Annotated in this window: 19 protein-coding genes, 1 tRNA gene and 2 pseudogenes; 6 read left to right on the forward strand and 16 right to left on the reverse strand. The window is 58.4% G+C overall.

What is annotated here, in order from left to right:
* Positions 1 to 28: 28 nt before the first annotated feature.
* Genes HU770_RS05450 through HU770_RS05470 form a run of 5 tightly spaced genes read right to left on the reverse strand, consistent with a single transcriptional unit; the run spans position 29 to position 3,807 of the window.
* Positions 29 to 1,261 carry an ATP-grasp domain-containing protein gene (locus HU770_RS05450; protein ID WP_186663222.1) on the reverse strand — a complete coding sequence of 411 codons (1,233 nt, stop codon included), beginning with the start codon at positions 1,259 to 1,261 and terminating at the stop codon, positions 29 to 31.
* Complete coding sequence (locus HU770_RS05455; protein WP_186663224.1) at positions 1,258 to 2,136, reverse strand: iron-containing redox enzyme family protein; 879 nt, start codon at positions 2,134 to 2,136, stop codon at positions 1,258 to 1,260. Before HU770_RS05455 ends, HU770_RS05450 begins: the two co-directional genes overlap by 4 nt.
* Positions 2,137 to 2,145: 9 nt before the next feature.
* Positions 2,146 to 2,592 (reverse strand): DUF3291 domain-containing protein, encoded by a 447-nt coding sequence (locus HU770_RS05460; RefSeq protein ID WP_186663226.1) that lies wholly within the window; start codon positions 2,590 to 2,592, stop codon positions 2,146 to 2,148.
* Positions 2,592 to 3,047, reverse strand: a complete 456-nt coding sequence (locus tag HU770_RS05465) for a VOC family protein (protein WP_186657460.1) — start codon at positions 3,045 to 3,047, stop codon at positions 2,592 to 2,594. Before HU770_RS05465 ends, HU770_RS05460 begins: the two co-directional genes overlap by 1 nt.
* 13 nt (positions 3,048 to 3,060) lie before the next feature.
* Positions 3,061 to 3,807 (reverse strand): ArpA protein, encoded by a 747-nt coding sequence (locus HU770_RS05470; protein ID WP_186657446.1) that lies wholly within the window; start codon positions 3,805 to 3,807, stop codon positions 3,061 to 3,063.
* A gap of 381 nt (positions 3,808 to 4,188) precedes the next feature.
* On the opposite strand from HU770_RS05470, the pseudogene HU770_RS27015 reads away from it, so the two are divergent.
* Positions 4,189 to 4,330, forward strand: a pseudogene (locus tag HU770_RS27015) (IS3 family transposase); the annotation flags it as partial.
* Between the two features lie 75 nt (positions 4,331 to 4,405).
* A pseudogene (locus tag HU770_RS05475) lies at positions 4,406 to 5,737 on the forward strand (IS3 family transposase); the annotation flags it as partial.
* A gap of 374 nt (positions 5,738 to 6,111) precedes the next feature.
* On the opposite strand, the gene HU770_RS05480 reads toward HU770_RS05475, so the two are convergent.
* The 7 genes from HU770_RS05480 to HU770_RS05510 form a co-directional block, all read right to left on the reverse strand.
* Positions 6,112 to 6,187 (reverse strand) — tRNA-Gly (locus tag HU770_RS05480).
* Between the two features lie 64 nt (positions 6,188 to 6,251).
* On the reverse strand, positions 6,252 to 6,812 hold the full coding sequence (gene pgsA, locus HU770_RS05485; protein ID WP_033699146.1) for a CDP-diacylglycerol--glycerol-3-phosphate 3-phosphatidyltransferase: 561 nt from the start codon (positions 6,810 to 6,812) through the stop codon (positions 6,252 to 6,254).
* 33 nt (positions 6,813 to 6,845) lie between these two features.
* Positions 6,846 to 8,669 carry an excinuclease ABC subunit UvrC gene (uvrC, locus tag HU770_RS05490; protein ID WP_047581216.1) on the reverse strand — a complete coding sequence of 608 codons (1,824 nt, stop codon included), beginning with the start codon at positions 8,667 to 8,669 and terminating at the stop codon, positions 6,846 to 6,848.
* Positions 8,670 to 8,674: 5 nt separating this feature from the next.
* Positions 8,675 to 9,313 (reverse strand): UvrY/SirA/GacA family response regulator transcription factor, encoded by a 639-nt coding sequence (gene uvrY / locus HU770_RS05495; protein WP_027916239.1) that lies wholly within the window; start codon positions 9,311 to 9,313, stop codon positions 8,675 to 8,677.
* A gap of 63 nt (positions 9,314 to 9,376) precedes the next feature.
* Positions 9,377 to 9,766, reverse strand: coding sequence for a helix-turn-helix domain-containing protein (locus HU770_RS05500; RefSeq protein WP_186657444.1), 390 nt, complete (start codon positions 9,764 to 9,766; stop codon positions 9,377 to 9,379).
* A gap of 121 nt (positions 9,767 to 9,887) precedes the next feature.
* Positions 9,888 to 10,313 (reverse strand): GNAT family N-acetyltransferase, encoded by a 426-nt coding sequence (locus HU770_RS05505; protein WP_186657441.1) that lies wholly within the window; start codon positions 10,311 to 10,313, stop codon positions 9,888 to 9,890.
* 19 nt (positions 10,314 to 10,332) lie between these two features.
* Complete coding sequence (locus tag HU770_RS05510; RefSeq protein ID WP_186657438.1) at positions 10,333 to 10,719, reverse strand: DUF488 family protein; 387 nt, start codon at positions 10,717 to 10,719, stop codon at positions 10,333 to 10,335.
* Positions 10,720 to 10,847: 128 nt separating this feature from the next.
* Here HU770_RS05510 and HU770_RS05515 point away from each other — a divergent pair, with 128 nt between their 5' ends.
* Positions 10,848 to 12,464 carry an inorganic phosphate transporter gene (locus tag HU770_RS05515; protein WP_186657434.1) on the forward strand — a complete coding sequence of 539 codons (1,617 nt, stop codon included), beginning with the start codon at positions 10,848 to 10,850 and terminating at the stop codon, positions 12,462 to 12,464.
* Between the two features lie 51 nt (positions 12,465 to 12,515).
* Here the strand turns inward: HU770_RS05515 and HU770_RS05520 are convergent, their stop codons facing one another.
* From HU770_RS05520 to HU770_RS05530, 3 genes are all read right to left on the reverse strand, one after another.
* Positions 12,516 to 13,211 (reverse strand): glutathione S-transferase N-terminal domain-containing protein, encoded by a 696-nt coding sequence (locus HU770_RS05520; protein ID WP_186657431.1) that lies wholly within the window; start codon positions 13,209 to 13,211, stop codon positions 12,516 to 12,518.
* Between the two features lie 87 nt (positions 13,212 to 13,298).
* Positions 13,299 to 13,796 carry a PaaI family thioesterase gene (locus HU770_RS05525; protein WP_186657428.1) on the reverse strand — a complete coding sequence of 166 codons (498 nt, stop codon included), beginning with the start codon at positions 13,794 to 13,796 and terminating at the stop codon, positions 13,299 to 13,301.
* Positions 13,797 to 13,995: 199 nt separating this feature from the next.
* Positions 13,996 to 15,378, reverse strand: a complete 1,383-nt coding sequence (locus tag HU770_RS05530) for an amino acid permease (RefSeq protein WP_186663228.1) — start codon at positions 15,376 to 15,378, stop codon at positions 13,996 to 13,998.
* A gap of 257 nt (positions 15,379 to 15,635) precedes the next feature.
* Here HU770_RS05530 and gcvA point away from each other — a divergent pair, with 257 nt between their 5' ends.
* Entirely contained in the window at positions 15,636 to 16,532 is an 897-nt protein-coding gene (gene gcvA, locus HU770_RS05535; protein WP_186663230.1) for a transcriptional regulator GcvA, read from the forward strand.
* A gap of 133 nt (positions 16,533 to 16,665) precedes the next feature.
* Positions 16,666 to 17,910, forward strand: a complete 1,245-nt coding sequence (locus HU770_RS05540) for an aspartate aminotransferase family protein (protein ID WP_047581219.1) — start codon at positions 16,666 to 16,668, stop codon at positions 17,908 to 17,910.
* A gap of 3 nt (positions 17,911 to 17,913) precedes the next feature.
* On the opposite strand, the gene HU770_RS05545 is transcribed toward HU770_RS05540, so the two are convergent.
* Positions 17,914 to 18,216 carry a hypothetical protein gene (locus tag HU770_RS05545; RefSeq protein ID WP_033699169.1) on the reverse strand — a complete coding sequence of 101 codons (303 nt, stop codon included), beginning with the start codon at positions 18,214 to 18,216 and terminating at the stop codon, positions 17,914 to 17,916.
* A 183-nt stretch (positions 18,217 to 18,399) separates the two neighbouring features.
* On the opposite strand from HU770_RS05545, the gene HU770_RS05550 reads away from it, so the two are divergent.
* On the forward strand, positions 18,400 to 18,825 hold the full coding sequence (locus HU770_RS05550) for a hypothetical protein (protein WP_033699172.1): 426 nt from the start codon (positions 18,400 to 18,402) through the stop codon (positions 18,823 to 18,825).
* The last annotated feature ends 20 nt before the right edge of the window (positions 18,826 to 18,845 follow it).

The raw sequence follows: 18,845 nt of genomic DNA on the forward strand, positions 1-18,845 counted from the left end.
CACCTCCAAAAAAACAAACCTCGTTAACTCAGTCGCAAATCAGCGCAAGTGTTTTATGTACAAAGTCAGAGTCTCTAGCCAATACCTCCTGACTTTCATGAACAAGGTAAACCATGCCCCAAGATGATAGAAAATCTCGCGTCCGCCCTACAACTTCGCCCTCCGCTACTGACAGTTCCAACATATAAAATGAGTCAAGGCCTTCCACCTTCTCCAATCCGGTTATATTTTTTACCACTCCAGACACATTGCAAATCAAGCAGCAAATACAAAAGTGCCTGCTAAACTCCACCGATTCAAGCGCACTCGAAAATCCACCCTGAAAGATATCTATATTTAGCTCATAGCAATTCACACCAGAACAAGCCTCTATCAACCTCGGAACATTCGCCCCAGGCAATCGGCCATTCTGCTCAATAATCAGCGGCCCATTCGAGCCGATCTTTAACTCGATATCATTAATACCCCAAAAAAATTCAAGAGCGCTATTAACCTCTGACGCATATGAGAATGCGAGAAGCGCCCGACAATCATTAAGAGAAAGTGAGCGTATATTTTTATAGATACTTGGATTGCCATCTGCCTCGACCTTCTCGTACCTAGCAAAGCACAGCATTATCTTATGCCCACTCAGACCGCAATTCGCAGTCACAACAAAATACTCATCACCCGCCAAGTATTTTTCGACCAGCGCATAAAGCTCGCCATCAGATTGGATTTCTCTATTTTTTTCGACAGCCTGAACTGCCGCGTACAACTCTCGATGATTGCGGCAAACTTTGACATTGCGGCTACCCGTGCCCTGAGCCGGCTTCACGACTAACGGGTAGTCATTTTTCTTAAATGTATCAATCTTAAGCTCCTCTAGCCTGACTCCACGAGCCCAAGTAGCCGGTACGCCTGCAGCAATTAACTTTTTTTTCAACTCTAATTTATTTAGTCGGGTCTGGGAGCTTTCGACGGGATTACCAAGTAAACCATACATACTACTGAGCGCATCGGAAAACTTAATACCTACGTCAGACCCCGGGATAACTGCACGAATACTGTACCGAGAAAGCGCTTGCATTGCTTCATCAAGGTCATCTGCATAAACAATAGATTCAAACTCATTTAGGTTTTGTAGACGACGAACCGCTTCAGACAACCGCTTTACGCTGATTAAAGCTATACTCAAGTAGCCGTGCTTTTGAATCTCCGCACCGTAATAACACGCAGAACTTATCGGATCCACAACAACCACAGCTGAAAGCTTAGTCATTGAGAGATACTCCGCATCATCTGGTACATGTGATGATAATAACGCAGCGCCACGTTATAACGAATGCTAACACCCAGCGCTAGTTCTCGGACAACCTCCTCCCCACTACCGGCATAATAATCCAGAACAACCTCTAGCCACGCATTACTATGCCGGGTATCGATACTAATATGAGACTGGTGATACGCTATTACTTTTTTCGGCACCTGTAGCCGTTCAAGAGCTTCTGTAGTTGCCCGAAAACGGACAGGGGCCGAACCTTCAATGATCCCTATAGCACCGATCAGTCTTACATTGTATTCCCGCCTCAGCGCCCACATCAACAGAACATTACCATTCATAAGACACTCTAACGTTGGTTGCTCTGCTGTTATGTTTGCCTGCCGCAGGATATCTCGCATGAAGATAGAGGAATCTTTGAACATCACAGTGTGGACCGCAGCGGCATTGCCACCCCCCATTTCATCCCAATAGTTCTCCGCCGCCACCATCTTCGGCTTTAGTGGCATCCCCAGCTGCACCATAGCCATTAAATCATCGAATGCCCCATCCACTAGCTCTTCCATGCATATGTAATAGGCTATTTGCTCTAAACTTGCTTTCCGCCTCAAAAACTCGATGAAGAATCGGATATCGGAATTCATCCTCCGTTCCATAACCAAATACCAGTTAATGAACTCTGCCTTGACCTTAGGCAGTCCAGCCAAGTCAATACAACCCTCTTCAACCGCATTCCAATTATTTTCCAATGAATATACTGAACGCCTCAGCGTTTCAGCATCCCTGCCAAGACCGATTATGCTTTCGGGCGCACCAAATGCCTTTTTGTAATATACAGCAAGCTGTTTTTGATCCTCATAAACCAGAGCACCCATAGTTCCCTCTCAATAAATGGAAATTGGCCCATAAGAATTTTTCAGATCGAATGCTCTGTAAGAAGCACCTTTTTCAAACAACCAAGTCAATCGTTCATGTGCTTCCAAAAGACTAGGGACATGCCCCCTCCTCACCCACCACAAGACCATCCTAGGGTGCATAATTTTGTGGAACCATTCATGGCCTTTACTCAGCATTTGAGCATGTGGCGTGTGATAGAGAAATTTCTTCAGAGACGCAACATCATCCCAAACTGATAGCGTATATAGATATCCTTCGCCCCATAAAGCTTGAAGCCCTTCCTGATCCTCGTTAGTTTCTCTCCAAATAAAACCATCTGAACTCTCTGCAATGCTATTGATGCGATCAACATTCGCATAAAACCCTGCCATCTCCACTGATTCTTTTGGAAATCTCGGCTTCACCAAATCAAATTGCGCCAATACCTTACTCATCAATCCTCCCAGCTTTGGATTTCAATGATATTTCTATCAGGATCCCGAACATACACAAAAGTACATACTCCGACCCCCTCAACCGGGAGCTTTGCCAACCGCCCCAGCATCGTCCCACCATAACGAACTACATTTGCGCACACAGAATCAAGATCTGTAACTTCAAATGCTAAATGCGTGATGCCACGAGTATTTGCGTGCTTTAAGGGTTGCCGAATGTGCCTGCTGTATTGGAATATTTCCAGTGTAGGTCCATCGCTCCCAAATCCTGGTAAGCGTAAATGCAATCCTTCGATCTGTGGCCTTGAAACTCCAGTGCCTTCAGCAACGGAGCACCCCGATAGCTGCCTAACTGGACCAGACGGCACACAGTGGAATACGTCAATATAGAACTGAGATAGCTTCTTCCAGTCTGGAGTAATCAGATTTGTGTGTGAGAACTTAATAGCACTCATGCTCACTCACCCATCAATCTCGAAAGACGAATGTTTCATGTTCCACGTGACGATCCTTATCTCGTGCACGCTCCCATGTCGTATTCAGAATAATCCTTCGTACATTTTTAGTAAGGGGCTTCACTCGATGCAATGTCGTATCAGCTTTCAGTAGATAGACATCTCCTGATGAATGAAAATACGAGTCTATTTTATTTTCGAGCAAGAGATTTTCCACTCTTGGATTACTTTTATCCCAGCGAGTGTGAGGCACACATTCCAATAGTCCTCCGCACTCGATATCGGGCGCTTCTACCACCCAAATAATAGTGTACGGGTAGTCGCCCCAGTGCCAACCGTGAGTATCACCGACCTTATGCTGGCTATTGATGATATAGTTATCCCATTTCCAGGGAGTCGGAATCACATCCTCCTTAACTATACCACTGATCAAACCCGCCAAATAATTAGACCTATACGCCCTCGGAATATATCTACCCTCCTGCTCTATGGTCTCTTGGGGGACATTACTCAAATATCGAGGGGTATTCCCGGTTGATTCAATAAGAAAATCTCTCCGCTTTGCGAAGTTCGAGAGGAGATACTTAACATCGCTGGTGATTTCTTGATTGACCTCACTGTCTATCAAGTGATTTATCTTAAGATATCCATCACGCTCAAAACGGTGCTGCTCCCAAAAAAAGTCACGCCCAGCAAATGGATTTTCCTTTAGCAGATCGCTTGTTTTTACATGTTCAAATTTATCTGATTGATCTGACATATTCATCGCTCCCTTTTGATTGCTGAATGCCTCAGCGACATTGAACGAATCCTACAATCGACAGAGCAAATCAATAAAGTGGCTGCGCGGCAGTTTACAATTTCCAAAAACACTGGAATTGACGCGCAAAACCCAAAGGGAATTTTGAGTTATATTTACTCACCCAATTCCACTAGACACATCAAGAAAGGCGAGCTAAGGACGACTGATAAACCGCTTACGATTCCGGATCGGAGCATAGGTAATTTGAGGGATCCGCATGATCGAATAAGGGTTCACGTATTCCTACATACCTCCATGCCTAATAATGAGGCCCAAATAGGAGGTAACATGAGCCCTCACCGCTACCCCAAAGAATTCAAGAGTTTATCGGTCAAGTAAGTGCCGATAGAGGAAAACCTGCTATCGATTTTGCCCAGCGCCTGGGCGTATCCGTTCACAGCCTCGACTCCAAGATAAAGCTCTACAGCAAGCCCCAAGAACAGCGGCGACAAGCGATGATCAGCAGGCTGAGCTTTGCAAGCCCCCGGTGTCAGGATAGTTGTCGCCTCTCCGATTTTTCCTAACAAAACACATCGGGGGCGGAAAGAGACGGATCGTGCCGTACTATTCACCTGAACGCAGAGCCGCATTACTCAAGATGCTGCTTCCCCCGCTGAACCTGTCGATGGCCGAGGTTTCCCGGCGCAAGGGGTCAGCGAAATGTCTTTGTCCAACTGGCGCAAGCAGCTCAGTTCTGAAGGAAGTGCAGTGTCCGAAAACAAGTCATCGGCCGAGAGCTAGCCAGCCGAAACCAAATTTGCCGTCGTTCTCGAAGCGGCCGGCTTGTCCGAGATCGACCTGGGCGAGTATTGCCGTCGTAAAGGCCTTTACCCCGAGCAAATCACGGCTTGGCGGCAAGCCTTCATCGCCGGCCAGAAGTCGGAGAAGGCTCAGCAAAAAGAAGATCGGGAGCAGTCGCACAAAGACAAGAAACGTATCCATGAACTTAAGCGCGAACTGCGCCGCAAAGACAAGGCGCTCGCTGAAACAGCCGCGTAGTTGGTGCTGCGAAAAAAGCTCAACGACTACTGGGGGGCAACTGACTTCTTTGCCGCAACGGCAGTTGTTCATTGACTGGCTGAGCGAAGCCGTCGCGGCGGGAGCCAGAAAAATCAAGGCCTGCCGGGAGGTTGGCCTGTCGCTGCGTACCCTGCAACGCTGGACTGGCCCCGAGATCGTTCAGGCCGATGGGCGAACGACTATCGCGCGACCAGCGCCGTGTAATGCGCTGAGTGAGGTCGAGCGACAGGCAATTGTGACGCTGTGCAACAGCGCTGATTATGCTCACTTGCCACCCAGCCAGATCGTGCCGCGCCTGGCCGATCAAGGGCGTTATCTGGCGTCGGAGGCGACGTTTTATCGCGTCTTGCGCATGACGGGTCAACAGCATCATCGAGGTCGCAGTCAGCGCCCCAGGCGGCAGGCGGCGCCGACGACACATGCGACAAAAGGGACGAATCAGGTGTGGTCATGGGACATCACGTATCTACCGTCGCCGATACGCGGCAAGTATTGCTGCCTCTATCTGATCGAGGATATCTACAGTCGCAAGGCCGTGGGCTGGGAGGTCTACGACGTGGAAAGCGGCGAGAAAGCCGCCGAGCTGCTGCAACGCAGCGTGATCGGTGAGCAATGTCTACGCGAACCGCTGGTGCTGCACTCGGACAACGGAGCGCCGATGAAATCGGTGACGCTGCTGAGCAAGATGTACGAACTGGGGATCACGCCCTCGCGAGACCGACCGCGGGTCAGCAACGACAATCCCTACTCGGAGTCGCTGTTTAGAACGCTGAAATACTGCCCGCAATGGCCGCAGAATGGTTTTGCCAGTCTGGACACCGCACGAGCATGGGTGAGGGACTTCATGCGTTGGTACAACAACGAGCACCACAGGTCGAGAAGAGAGCGGCATAGTTAGACGGTTGACGCGACAACTACCTTGAAAAACGCCGGCAGTCACTCACCTAGAGAGAACAATCAATTCCCACAGCCCTTTGCTCAAGGAACTGCTGAACAAGTGACACCGAGGACGGATATCCATCTCACTTGCGGCGAGCGACGCTTCGCGAGAATGAAGCACCTCACATTCGAGACCGACACGGCAACTTTGCAGCCGATCACAGCGGTTCGGCGCCTCGACGCGCCAGCACCTACAGGTACAGCGCGAATACCAAAGTTCGGCACACACCAAATTCCAGGCACAAAAAAAGAGGCCATAAGGCCTCTTTTTTGTGATCCCAGCGACGCACTGAGGATCGAATTTGGAGCGGGAAACGAGACTCGAACTCGCGACCCCGACCTTGGCAAGGTCGTGCTCTACCAACTGAGCTATTCCCGCGTCGTGATGGGTGCCATTCTAGCAATATCTAAAACGGCGTCAACCCCTTGATTCAAAAAAGTTTTTATTTCTGCTCCGAGCCTTCGCGCAGGTGTGGCCAGGCGGCCAGCAGATAATGCGCCATCGACCACAGGGTCAAGCCCGCTGCCACCAGCAGCAGCCCGTAACCCAGAATGACCCAGAAGGTCACACCCGGCGGGTTGGCCAGCAGGATCACCAGCGCAAGCATTTGCGCCGCAGTTTTCCACTTGCCAAGGTTGGACACTGCCACATGCGCCCTCGCCCCCAGTTCGGCCATCCACTCGCGCAGCGCCGACACCACGATCTCGCGGCCGATGATCACCGCCGCCGGCAAGGTCAGCCAGAAGTTCGCGTGCACCTGCACCAGCAACACCAGGGCCACGGCGACCATCAGCTTGTCTGCCACCGGGTCCAGGAAGGCACCGAACGGTGTGCTCTGCTGCAGGCGGCGCGCCAGGTAGCCGTCCAGCCAGTCAGTGGCGGCGGCGACGGCGAACACGCTGCTGGCGGCCATGTAGCTCCAGTGATAGGGCACATAGAACAGCAGGATGAAGATCGGGATGAGCAGGACGCGTAGAACGGTGAGCAGGTTTGGAATATTCATCGGTACGACTGGCTGCGGGTTGAGCCAGGCATTCTACTCGCTATGCAGGCTGGCATAAATCGACTCGGCAAGCTTTTTACTGATACCAGGGGCTTTGGCGATTTCATCGACACTGGCGCGGTTGAGCTCTTGCAGGCCGCCGAAGTGTTTCAGCAGGTCACGACGGCGCTTGGGGCCGACCCCGGCTACGTCTTCCAGGCTGGACACGCGACGGGCTTTGCCGCGCCGGGCGCGGTGGCCGGTGATGGCGAAACGGTGGGCTTCGTCGCGGATCTGCTGGATCAGGTGCAGGGCCGGTGAGTCGCCCTTGAGGGTGAACTCGTGGTGCACGTCGTTGAGGTACAGGGTCTCGAAACCGGCCTTGCGGGTCACGCCCTTGGCAACGCCCAGCAGGGTCAGGTCAGTGAAGGCCAGCTCCTGCATGACGTCGCGGGCCATGTTCAACTGGCCCTTGCCGCCGTCCACCAGCAACACGTCGGGCAGCTTGCCCTCGCCGTCCTTGATGCGCCCGTAGCGGCGGGTCAGGGCCTGGTGCATGGCCGCATAGTCGTCGCCGGCGGTCACGCCTTCGATGTTGAAACGGCGGTAATCGGACTTGATCGGGCCTTCCGGGCCGAACACCACGCAGCTGGCCACGGTGGCCTCGCCGCTGGAGTGGCTGATGTCGTAGCACTCCAGGCGCTGCGGTACTTCGTCCAGGCCAAGCACCTGGGCCAGGGCCTCGAAACGGGCGGCCATGTGCTGGCGGTTGGCCAGGCGGGCGTTGAGGGCCTGCTCGGCGTTGGTCACTGCCAACTGCTGCCAGCGGGCCCGGGTGCCGCGCACCCGGTGGGTGATGGTCAGCTCGCGGCCGCGCAGGGTTTGCAGGGCTTCACGGATGGCTTCGAAGTCTTCGTGCACCACGTTGACGATGAGCTCACCGGGCAGTTCGCGTTCGGCATTGCCCACGTAGTACTGGGACAGGAACGCAGCCATGACCTCGGCCACCTCCTCCTCGATGCCCACCTGGGGGAAGAAGTTCTTGCTGCCCAGCACCCGCCCGCCGCGCACGCTGATCAGGTGCACGCAGGCGCCACCGGGGTTGACGAAGGCGGCGATCACATCGACGTCACCGGTACCGCCCTCGATGTACTGCTGGTCCTGCACGCGGCGCAGCAAGGCGATCTGGTCGCGCAGCTCGGCGGCCTTCTCGAAATTGAGGGCCATGGCGGCCTTTTCCATCTCGGCATTAAGCTCGTTGCCCAACTGCTGGCTGCGGCCTTCGAGGAACATCACCGAGTGGCGAATATCGTCGGCGTACTCGTCTTTGTCGACCAGGCCGACGCACGGCCCCTTGCAGCGCTTGATCTGGTACTGCAGGCAGGGCCGGGTGCGGTTGGCGTAGTAGCTGTCTTCGCACTGGCGCACCGAAAAGGCCTTTTGCAACAGGCTGAGGCTTTCGCGAATGGCACCGGCGCTGGGGTATGGGCCGAAGTATCGGCCCTTGGCCTTTTTCGCACCGCGGTGGATGCCCAGGCGCGGGAAGTCGCCGTCAGACATAAACACGTAGGGGTAGGATTTATCGTCGCGCAGCAGGATGTTGTACGGCGGCCGCCATTCCTTGATCAGGTTCTGCTCCAGCAGCAGCGCCTCGGTCTCGTTGGCGGTGATGGTGGTCTCGACCTGGGCGATGCGGCCCACCAGCGCAGCGGTCTTGGGCGCCAGGCCGGTTTTGCGGAAATAGCTGGCCAGGCGCTTCTTGAGGTTTTTGGCCTTGCCCACATAGAGCAGCCGCGCCTCGGCGTCGAACATACGATAAACGCCCGGGCGACCGCTGCAGGTCGCCAGAAACGCGCTGGCATCAAAAGCTTGGGACATGAGGTTTACAGGCTTGCGTCAACCATACCGTGGCGAACGGCCAGCAAGGTCAGTTCGACGTCGCTGGTGACCGAGAGTTTTTCAAAGATCCGATAACGGTAAGTATTGACGGTCTTGGGCGAGAGACACAACTTGTCGGAGATGATCTGCACTTTCTGGCAGCCGACGATCATCAAGGCGATCTGGATTTCGCGCTCTGACAACGCATCGAACGGCGAGCCTTGTGGCTGGAACGACTTGAGTGCCAGTTGCTGGGCGATCTGCGGGCTGATGTAGCGCTGGCCGGCAAAGGCCAGGCGGATGGCCTGGACCATTTCGTCGAGCCCGGCGCCCTTGGTCAGGTAACCGGCAGCACCGGCTTGCAGCAGGCGCGTGGGGAACGGGTCTTCCTCGCACACGGTGACCGCGACCACTTTGATGTCGGGATGGCTGCGCAACAGTTTGCGGGTGGCCTCCAGGCCGCCGATGCCGGGCATTTTCACATCCATCAGGACGACGTCGGGTTTGAGTTCCCGCGCCAGCTTGAGCGCCGACTCCCCCGAATCCCCCTCACCCACCACTTGCAGGCCATCGATGTCGGCCAGCATGCGGGTAATACCGGTTCGTACCAGATCGTGATCATCGACCACTAAGACCCTAATCAAGCACACACCTCGTCTGCAGGGCGATTGGATCCCGCCACCTTAACAAAATTTTTCATGGCGGGCCTAACGCAAAACTTCTGTCAGATACGCCTGACGGCCAAGTGTGAAAGGCCTCACTGTTTCACGGCTTTTAGCCTCACCTGACAAACGCCCAAGCAAGTGCCAGAGCGCGGCTTGATCGTCGACCGGCAGTTGCCGAAAAGCGCCCAGCAAGTCGGCCTCGTCCTGGGTCAGGTTGCCCAGCGGTGCCGGGGTGCGCACACCGCTAAGCACATAGAGCGCGTCCATGCCCTGGGCGGCCAGTGCTGCGAGGTAATCGGCGCGGGGCGTGCGCTCACCGCTCTCGTACTTACCTTGGGCATTGGGCTCGACCCCACCGATGTCACCAAACACCCGTTGGGTCATGCCCAGCCGTTCGCGCTCTTCGCGCAGTCGCGGACCGAATCCATTCATCTCACGTTTCTCCTTTGTCCTTGAACATCATCCAACGCCGCCCACCGTCCTGTAAGCAGCGGTAAATTTCAGACCCCACTATGCCCATGGTCACCAGCCGCGACAAGCCATCACTGCGCTATCAGTCGATGACGCGCTGCATGCGCACGAAGCATTCATCCTCGCCCACCTCCGCAAAGCCCCTGCGTTGATACAACAACCGAGCCGGGTTGCTGCGAAACACCATCAAGCGCAGCAGTGGCAAACGCCGCTGTTTCGCCCAGCCGGCGAGGGCCTCCAGCACCCGGCCGCCGATGCCGCGCCCGCGGTGCTCAGGCAGCAGGTGCAGCTCTCGAATGAACAATGCCTGGCGGTCCTGGCTGAGGCTGCAGTAGCCCAGCACCTCTTCACCCTCCATCACCAGCCACTGCTCGCGCCAGGCCCAGGCCTGGTCAAAGGCTTCTTCGATCCACAGCAGGTCGAATTCGCGGTAGTACGGCAGCATGGCCCGGCGCGTGAGGTCGCGGGCGAAACTGCGGTGGGCATCGGTGGCGGGTATGAGCTTCATGCCGTTATTGTGCACCGCTTTAGGTGGCATAGCACACGGGCGAACTGCCCGGGCCATGGCGCTCCAACTCATCTTCCAGCCATTGGGCGAGTACCTGGGCGTTGTTGTGCTCGGTGTCCTTGGCGGCATAGAGCAAGGTCAGCGTGCCCCTGGCGGCCAGGCCCAGCAGCGGGTACCAGTACTCGGGGTGTGCGGTCAGCTCCTGCCGGTAGCGTTGGGTGAAACCGGCAAAATCCACCTCGCCCTGGTGAAATGCCTTGCGCAAACCCTGCGAGGGCGCCACCTCGCGCAGCCATTGGCCATGCAGGTCATCCTTGCGCTTGTTGCGCGGCCACAGGCGGTCGACCAGCACACGCTGGCCGTCTTCCTCGGCGAGCGCTTCGTAGACACGTTTGCAGCGGATCATGGGCTTCTCCGGCCATTGCCGTCTGTCTTGAGCCTAGATAATTCATTGACCGAGGTCACGGGCCAGTAACGAATTGTTTCTATGCTCACAGCCTTCGGCACCTTCGCCCGACGCCAATCGGAGCCCCCATGGCAACCCCGTCCCTGGCCAGCCAGCCGCACCTGGCCCAACGCGATGCGCGCCCGCAGCTGTCTCACAAGCCCGGCCGCGCCACCGTGGTTCTGTTCTTCGGCCTGCTGCTGGCCGGCCTCGCCTATACCGCCTGGAGCCTGAAACAGGACGTCAGCGCCAGCGGCACGGTAATCACCACCGTCACGCCGTTCCTGCTGCTGGGCCTGGCGTTGCTGATTGCCCTGGGTTTCGAATTCGTCAACGGCTTCCACGACACCGCCAACGCCGTGGCCACAGTCATCTATACCCACTCGTTGCCGGCACCGGTTGCCGTGGTCTGGTCGGGTTTGTGCAACTTCCTCGGCGTGCTGTTCTCCAGCGGTGCGGTGGCGTTCGGCATCATCGCCTTGCTGCCGGTAGAGCTGATTTTGCAAGTCGGCTCTTCGGCCGGTTTCGCCATGGTCTTTGCCTTGCTGCTAGCCGCGATCATCTGGAACCTGGGCACCTGGTGGCTGGGCCTGCCGGCCTCGTCTTCGCACACGCTGATCGGCTCGATCATCGGCGTAGGGGTGGCTAATGCGCTGATGCACGGGCGCGACGGCACCAGCGGAGTGGACTGGGGCCAGGCCAGCAAGGTGGGCTACGCGCTGCTGTTTTCGCCGCTGATCGGCTTTGCCTGCGCCGCCCTGTTGCTGCTAGCCCTGCGCGCACTGGTCAAGCGCAAGGCGCTGTACCAGGCACCCGAAGGCCAGACACCGCCGCCGTGGTGGATCCGCGGCGTGCTGATCCTGACCTGCACCGGGGTGTCCTTTGCCCACGGCTCCAACGATGGCCAGAAAGGCATGGGGCTGATCATGCTGATTCTGGTCGGCACGCTGCCGATGGCGTATGCCCTGAACAAGACCATGCCCAGCGAGCAGTCCTTGCAGTTTTCGGCCGTTGCCGAGGTGACGCGCCAGGCGCTGGTGCGCAGCGATCCGCAACCGGTGCCGGCAGACCCTCGCCAGGTGCTGACCCTGTTCATCACCGAGCCCAAGCCCACCCCGCAACTGGTGCCCGCACTCGCGGCACTGACCGGCATGATCGGCGAAGAAGTCAAAGGCTATGGCTCGCTCAAGCGCGTGCCGGCCGAGGCCATGGCCAACGTGCGTAACGACATGTACCTGACCAGCGAAGCCATCCGCCTGATCGAGAAAAACCAGCTGGTAACCTTTGATGCCGACACCCGCAGCCATGTGCAACTGTTCAAGACCCAATTGGACGACGCCACGCGCTACATCCCGTTGTGGGTCAAGGTGGCCGTGGCCATCGCCCTGGGGCTGGGCACCCTGGTCGGCTGGCGGCGCATCGTGGTGACGGTGGGCGAGAAGATTGGCAAGACCCACCTGAGCTACGCCCAGGGCGCCTCGGCCGAGGTGGTGGCGATGTGCACCATCGGCGCGGCGGACATGTTCGGGCTGCCTGTGTCGACCACCCATGTGCTGAGCTCTGGTGTGGCCGGGACCATGGTCGCCAATGGCTCGGGGATCCAGAAGCGCACGCTGATCAACCTGCTGATGGCGTGGGTGCTGACCCTGCCAGCGGCGATGCTGCTGGCGGGTAGCCTGTACTGGGTGTTGAATCAGATTTTCTAGTCTGCAAGATGAGGCTGTGGGAACAAGCCCCACAGGTTAAGTACCTGGCGTTCAGCCCGGGATTTTCAGGCCCCGCTGAACGGCAGGGCGTTCGAGGAAGTTGGCCAGCACCCGTTGCACTTCCTTGAACGCATCGAAGCCCACCAGCTCACGGGCGTTGTAGCGCTCCACCAGGTTGCGCACCCAGGGGAAGATGGCGATATCGGCGATGCTGTACGTGTCGACCATCCACTCCCGCCCTTCAAGGTGCCGATCCAGCACGCCCAGCAGGCGCTTCGATTCGTTGACATAGCGGTCGCGCGGGCGCTTGTCTTCGTATTCCTTGCCTGCAAAGAAGTGGAAGAACCCGACCTGGCCAAACATCGGGCCGATGCCGCCCATCTGGAACATCAACCACTGCAGGGTCTGGTAACGGACGGCAGGGTCCTGGCTGAGCAACTGGCCACTTTTCTCGGCCAGGTACTGCAGGATCGCGCCCGACTCGAACAGCCCCAGCGGCTGGCCGCCGGGGCCGTTCGGGTCGAGGATGGCGGGGATCTTGTTGTTGGCGCTGAGGGAGATGAACTCAGGGCTCATCTGGTCATCGGTGTCGAAGCTGACCTTGTGCGGCTCGTACGCCAGGCCGATCTCTTCCAGCATGATCGACACCTTGACGCCGTTGGGCGTGGGCAGCGAATACAGCTGCAGGCGCTCGGGGTGCTGGGCGGGCCATTTGCGGGTGATGGGGAATGCGCTCAGATCGGTCATGGTCAACCTTGCCTGGGGGATGGGCTTGTCACTCTAGTGACATCCCCGCCCGCTGACCATCACCGACCACTCATCGGCACTGGCCGATCACGCCTGGCCATGGGCCTTGAGCTTGAGCTTTTCGGTGTCGACCCGCACGAATACCGAGTCGGCAGTCACCGTCAGCACATCGTCCGCCCAGACCTCGCAGATGACCCGGCTCTTGCGCCCTACTTCGCCTTCTACGCGCGCCTTGAGCAGCAGCTCGACCCCCATGGGCGTCGGTTTCAGGTAGCTGAGGTTGAGCGTGCCGGTGACGCAATCGATGCGTGGCAAGCTGCCCGCTTCGCGGCCTTCGTTGCGGTAGTGGTAGGCCATGGCGGTCCAGTTGGAATGGCAGTCGACCAGCATCGCCAGCAAGCCGCCGTAGACCAGGCCGGGCCAGCCGATGAAGCTGCTGTCGGGCGAGTGTCGGCACAACAGGTGAATGCCATCGGCGTCCCAGTGGCTTTGCAGGTGCAGGCCGCTGGGGTGGGCACAGCCACAGCCGTAGCAGCTGCCTTCTGGCGCGGCGAGTTGCTGGAGGGAAAGGGTTTGCTCGTTCATACGCTTCCTGTGCTTGTTGGAATGGGAAGGGATGCAAGCGTCGATGGTAGCGCCGCGATTTGCCAGCGCCAATGAGAATGCCGGGGCTGCGTTGCAGCCCATCGCGGCATAAGGCCGCTCCCAGCAGTCTGTACACGACAGCACAGTACCTGTGGGAGCGGCCTTGTGCCGCGAATGGGGCGCAAAGCGCCCCCAAGGATCACGCGGTCTGCGCAACCACCTTGCCGCGCCGCTGGGTCAGCGACACCAGCAGGATGAACAGCGTCACCCCCGCCGTCATCAGCGTCTCGTAACGGTAGGCATCGCTGAACAGCATGTAGCCCAACACCATGACAATGGTGCCGATCACCAGCCAGGTCAGCCAGGGGAACAGCCACATCTTCAGCTCCAGCGGTGTGCCTTCACGTTCGGCACGTGCCCGCATGCGCAGCTGGGACACGGCGATCACCAGGTACACCAGCAAGGCGATGGCACCGGTGGTGGACAGCAGGAACCCGAACACCTTGCCGGGGAACACATAGTTGACCAGGCAACCGGCAAAGCCTGCCAAGGTCGAGAAGATGACCGCGACCGTCGGCACGCCAGCACCGGAGATACGCTTGGTCATGCTCAACGCCTGGCCACGGGCACCCAGGGAGTAGAGCATCCGCGACGCGGTGTAGAGGCCGGAGTTCATGCAACTGGTCACCGCTACCAGCACCACCAGGTCCACTAGCAGCTTCGCGCCCGGCACGTTCAGTACTTCCAGTACCCGCTGGAACGAGCCCACGGCTTTCAGGGCCGGGTCGTTCCAGGCCACCAGCGACACCACCAGGAAGATCGAGGCCAGGTAGAAGATGGCGATGCGGTACACCACCAGGTTGGTGGCGCGGCGAATCTTGTCTTTCGGGTTTGCCGTTTCGTCAGCGGCAATGGTGACGATTTCGGCGCCGAAGAACGAGAAGATGGTAATCAGCACGCCGCCCAGCACGGTGCCGAAGCCATTGGGCATGAAGCCGCCGTTGTCCCACAGCCGGCTCACACCCGACACCTCGGCCAGCGGCCAGAAGCCGAATACGGCCAGGCTGCAGACAACGATGAAGGCAATGATGGCAATCACCTTGACCAGTGCGAACCAGTACTCGAAGGCACCGAAGTTCTTCACGCTGATCAGGTTGGTACCCGACAGCAAGACCATGATCAGGAAGGCGAACAGCCACGATGGCACACCGGGGAAGTAGGTATGCAGGATGTCTGCGCCAGCGATGGCCTCGACCGGGATGATCAGTACCCAGAACCACCAGTACAACCACCCGATGGTGAAGCCTGCCCATGGGCCGATGGCCTCGGAGGCGTAGGTGGAGAACGACCCGCTGTTGGGGTTGGCGATGGCCATTTCGCCCAGCATGCGCATCACCAGCAGCACCAGCAGGCCGGTCATGGCATAGGAAATGAGAATGGCCGGGCCGGCGGTGGCAATCGCGTTGGAGGAGCCGATGAACAGGCCGGCACCGATGATGCCGGCGATGGAGATCATGGACACCTGACGGGACGTCAGGCCGTGCTGCAAGGAACGCTGTTTCTTGTTGTCTAGCGAAGCCATGGAGAACCCTCGAATGGGTCGCCGCGCGGGGGCGGCTAAAAATTGGAGCAGAATTCTTATCAATTTCTGATGTTGGTTTTTTTGTTGTTCTGAAGATGCCGGTACTGGCTACTTCCCTCCTCTTCGCACGACCGGTTGTAATCGTTGATCCAGGTCAGTATTAATCTATAGGTCTGGGTCAACAAACGACCTTTTCGAAGCACATGATTCCGATTTGGAATGAACTTCATCCTTTTTTTGCTCGGTACGCGCCTGTCATGTCCAAACGCCTGATGCCCTCGACCACCGCCCTCCAGTGCTTCGAAGCGGCTGCCCGCCACCTCAGCTTCACCCGCGCGGCGCAAGAGCTGCACCTGACCCAGAGCGCGGTCAGCAAACAGGTCGCGCAACTTGAAGAGATGCTGTCGCACTCGTTGTTCCAGCGCATTCGCCGGCGCCTGCACCTGACCCCGGCCGGTGCGCTGTACCTGACCGAGGTGAACAAGATCCTCACCCAGATCGACATTTCCAGCCGCTACATCCTCAGCTATGGCGACGAGACCGAAGTGCTGCGCATCGCCACCCAGCCGACCTTCGGCGCCCGCTGGCTGGTGCCCAGGCTCAAGGGTTTTGGCGATCGCTACCCGCGCATCCACCTGGATATTCGCAACGAACTGGAACCCTTCGACCTGGTGCAGGCCAAGGCCGACATCGCCTTTTTCTTCGGCCAGGGCACTTGGCCCGGGGCGACCTGCATCGAACTGTTCAGCGAAGAAGTGCTGCCGGTGTGCGCCCCGGAGCTACTGGCCAGCCACCAGTTCAGCAGCGCCGAGGCGCTGACCGAACACCGCCTGCTGCAGTGCGTGTCCCGCCCGGAGGCCTGGCATGAATGGTTTCTGGGGCTGGGGCTGCACAGCCAGAACAGCTACCACGGGCCGCGCTTTGACACGTTCTACCTGTGCATCCGCGCCGCCATCGCCGGTTGCGGCATTGCCCTGATCCCTCGCTACCTGGTGGCCGAAGAGCTGAGCGAAGGCAAGCTGGTGGTGGCCTGGGACCACCCGGTGCCGAGCAACGGCCGGCACTTCATCGCCCATGCCGAGCATGCGGCCGAGGTGCCGAAGATCAGAGCGTTCGTGCAGTGGATTCGCGAGCGGGTGGCCGAGGGCGATTGAGGTTGCCCGTCCAAACCCTAAAAACTGGCCAGATCATGAATCCAGGGAATGACCGCAATCGAATAATTCGTTTGCGGAATAACCCGCCGGCACGCTTGGATAATAAGAAACTCGAACAAGGTCCGCGTGCCCCATGAATCAGGAAAGTATCAGCCAGTCCATTGCCATCGTTCACCCCATCACACTTTCCCATGGCAAGAATGCGGAAGTCTGGGACACCGACGGTAAACGTTATATCGACTTCGTCGGCGGCATCGGCGTACTCAACCTGGGGCATTGCAACCCTGCCGTGGTCGAGGCGATCCAAACCCAGGCCACCCGCCTGACCCACTATGCATTCAACGCCGCGCCCCATGGCCCGTACCTTGAGCTGATGGAACGCCTCAGCCAGTTCGTCCCCGTCAGCTACCCGCTGGCCGGCATGCTGACCAACAGCGGCGCGGAAGCGGCGGAAAACGCCCTGAAAGTAGCCCGCGGTGCCACCGGCAAGCGCGCCATCATTGCCTTCGACGGGGGTTTCCATGGCCGCACCCTGGCCACCCTGAACCTCAACGGCAAGGTCGCCCCCTACAAACAACGGGTCGGCGAGCTACCCGGCCCGGTCTACCACCTGCCCTACCCCAGCGCCGACACCGGCGTCACCTGCGAGCAGGCGCTCAAGGCCATGGACCGGCTGTTCAGCGTCGAGCTGGCGGTCGAAGACGTGGCAGCGTTCATCCTTGAACCGGTGCAAGGCGAAGGTGGCTTCCTCGCCCTCGACCCGGCATTCGCCCAGGCACTGCGCCGCTTCTGCGACCAACACGGGATTTTGATCATCATCGACGAGATCCAGTCGGGCTTTGGTCGTACCGGCCAGCGTTTCGCCTTCCCTCGCCTGGGTATCGAGCCAGACCTGCTGCTGCTGGCCAAAAGTATCGCTGGCGGCATGCCACTGGGTGCGGTAGTCGGGCGTCAGCCCTTGATGGCGGCGCTGCCCAAGGGCGGCCTGGGCGGCACTTACTCGGGCAACCCGATTGCCTGCGCGGCGGCGCTGGCAAGCTTGGCGCAGATGACCGACGAAAACGTCGCCACCTGGGGCGAGCGCCAGGAGCAGGCCATCGTCAGCCGCGTGGAGCGCTGGAAAAAACAGCACCCCTTCATCGGCCGCCTGACCGGCGTCGGTGCAATGCGCGGCATCGAGTTCGTCAATGCCGACGGCAGCCCAGCCCCCGCGCAACTGGCCAAGGTGATGGAAGCGGCGCGGGCCAAGGGTTTGCTGCTGATGCCCAGCGGCAAGGCGCGGCACATCATTCGCCTGCTGGCACCACTGACCATCGAAGCCAATGTGCTCGAAGAAGGGCTGGATATCCTCGAGCAATGCCTGGCCGAGCTGAACTGAGGGTTACAGGCCCAGTTCTTCGGGGGTGAGCATGTCGGACTCGAAGGCGATCCAGCCGCCTTCGAGTTCGGCGTGGCCGTTGACGATCGGGCCGTAGTAGGTCAGGCCGTTTTCCAGGGTGACGCAGATGTGCGTGGCGGGCTTTTCGGGGGCCGCGAGCGCGCCGACGAAGTGCACCTTTTTCAGGGTTTCAGTCACCGCTTCAAGGCCAACACGGATGTTGGCGTTCTCCGATGCCTCGACATCGCCCCCACGGTCTTCGGTGCTGACGGTCACGGTGGCGATGTACGGGTACTTGCTGCTCAAGCGGGTTACCTCAATAGGATAGGTAGGCGTGTGGGCGCGTAGAGTACGGCAGCCTTTCGTTGTTGTCTCTACTGGCCTGATCGCGGGCAACTCGGATCGCCGCACCGCCGCCAACAGGTGATCTGAATGCCCCGATCTGTTAGGGTGCCCGCCGATGCACGCCACACCACACGAGGATCCCGAGTGAGCGCCGAAGAACCCCTGATCGCCGACCTGTTCGAGGTCGACAAACGCCTGTCCCTCAAGCCCGTCGTGGACTTCAACAACTACCTGCGCAACGCGTTCGCCGAAGGCCCGTGCCAGTGCCACCGCTGCCGTGACGGTGGCGACCAGAACAGCTACAGCCATCAGCACAACTTCACCCTCGAAGGCCGAGCGCTCAACCGCCGCTTCGCCACCACCGCAGGCAGCGACGTGCTGCTGGTGCTGAAAAAAGCCTGGCTGTCGTACCACAAGGAAGACCTGAACCTGGTCGGCGCACTGGACCTGGCCAAGCTCAAGACCTTTACCGACGCCGCCCTGCACGAGCGCCTGCTGGCCCTGTTGCCTGCCAGCGGCCTGGCCCGCGAAGTGGACGGCCAATGGCTGCTGCAAGCCCAGGCCGACTGACGGCCCGGCGGTAAAGCAGG

The sequence above is a fragment of the Pseudomonas sp. SWRI68 genome (assembly GCF_014269165.1).
GTDB classification, from domain to species: Bacteria; Pseudomonadota; Gammaproteobacteria; order Pseudomonadales; family Pseudomonadaceae; genus Aquipseudomonas; species Aquipseudomonas capeferrum.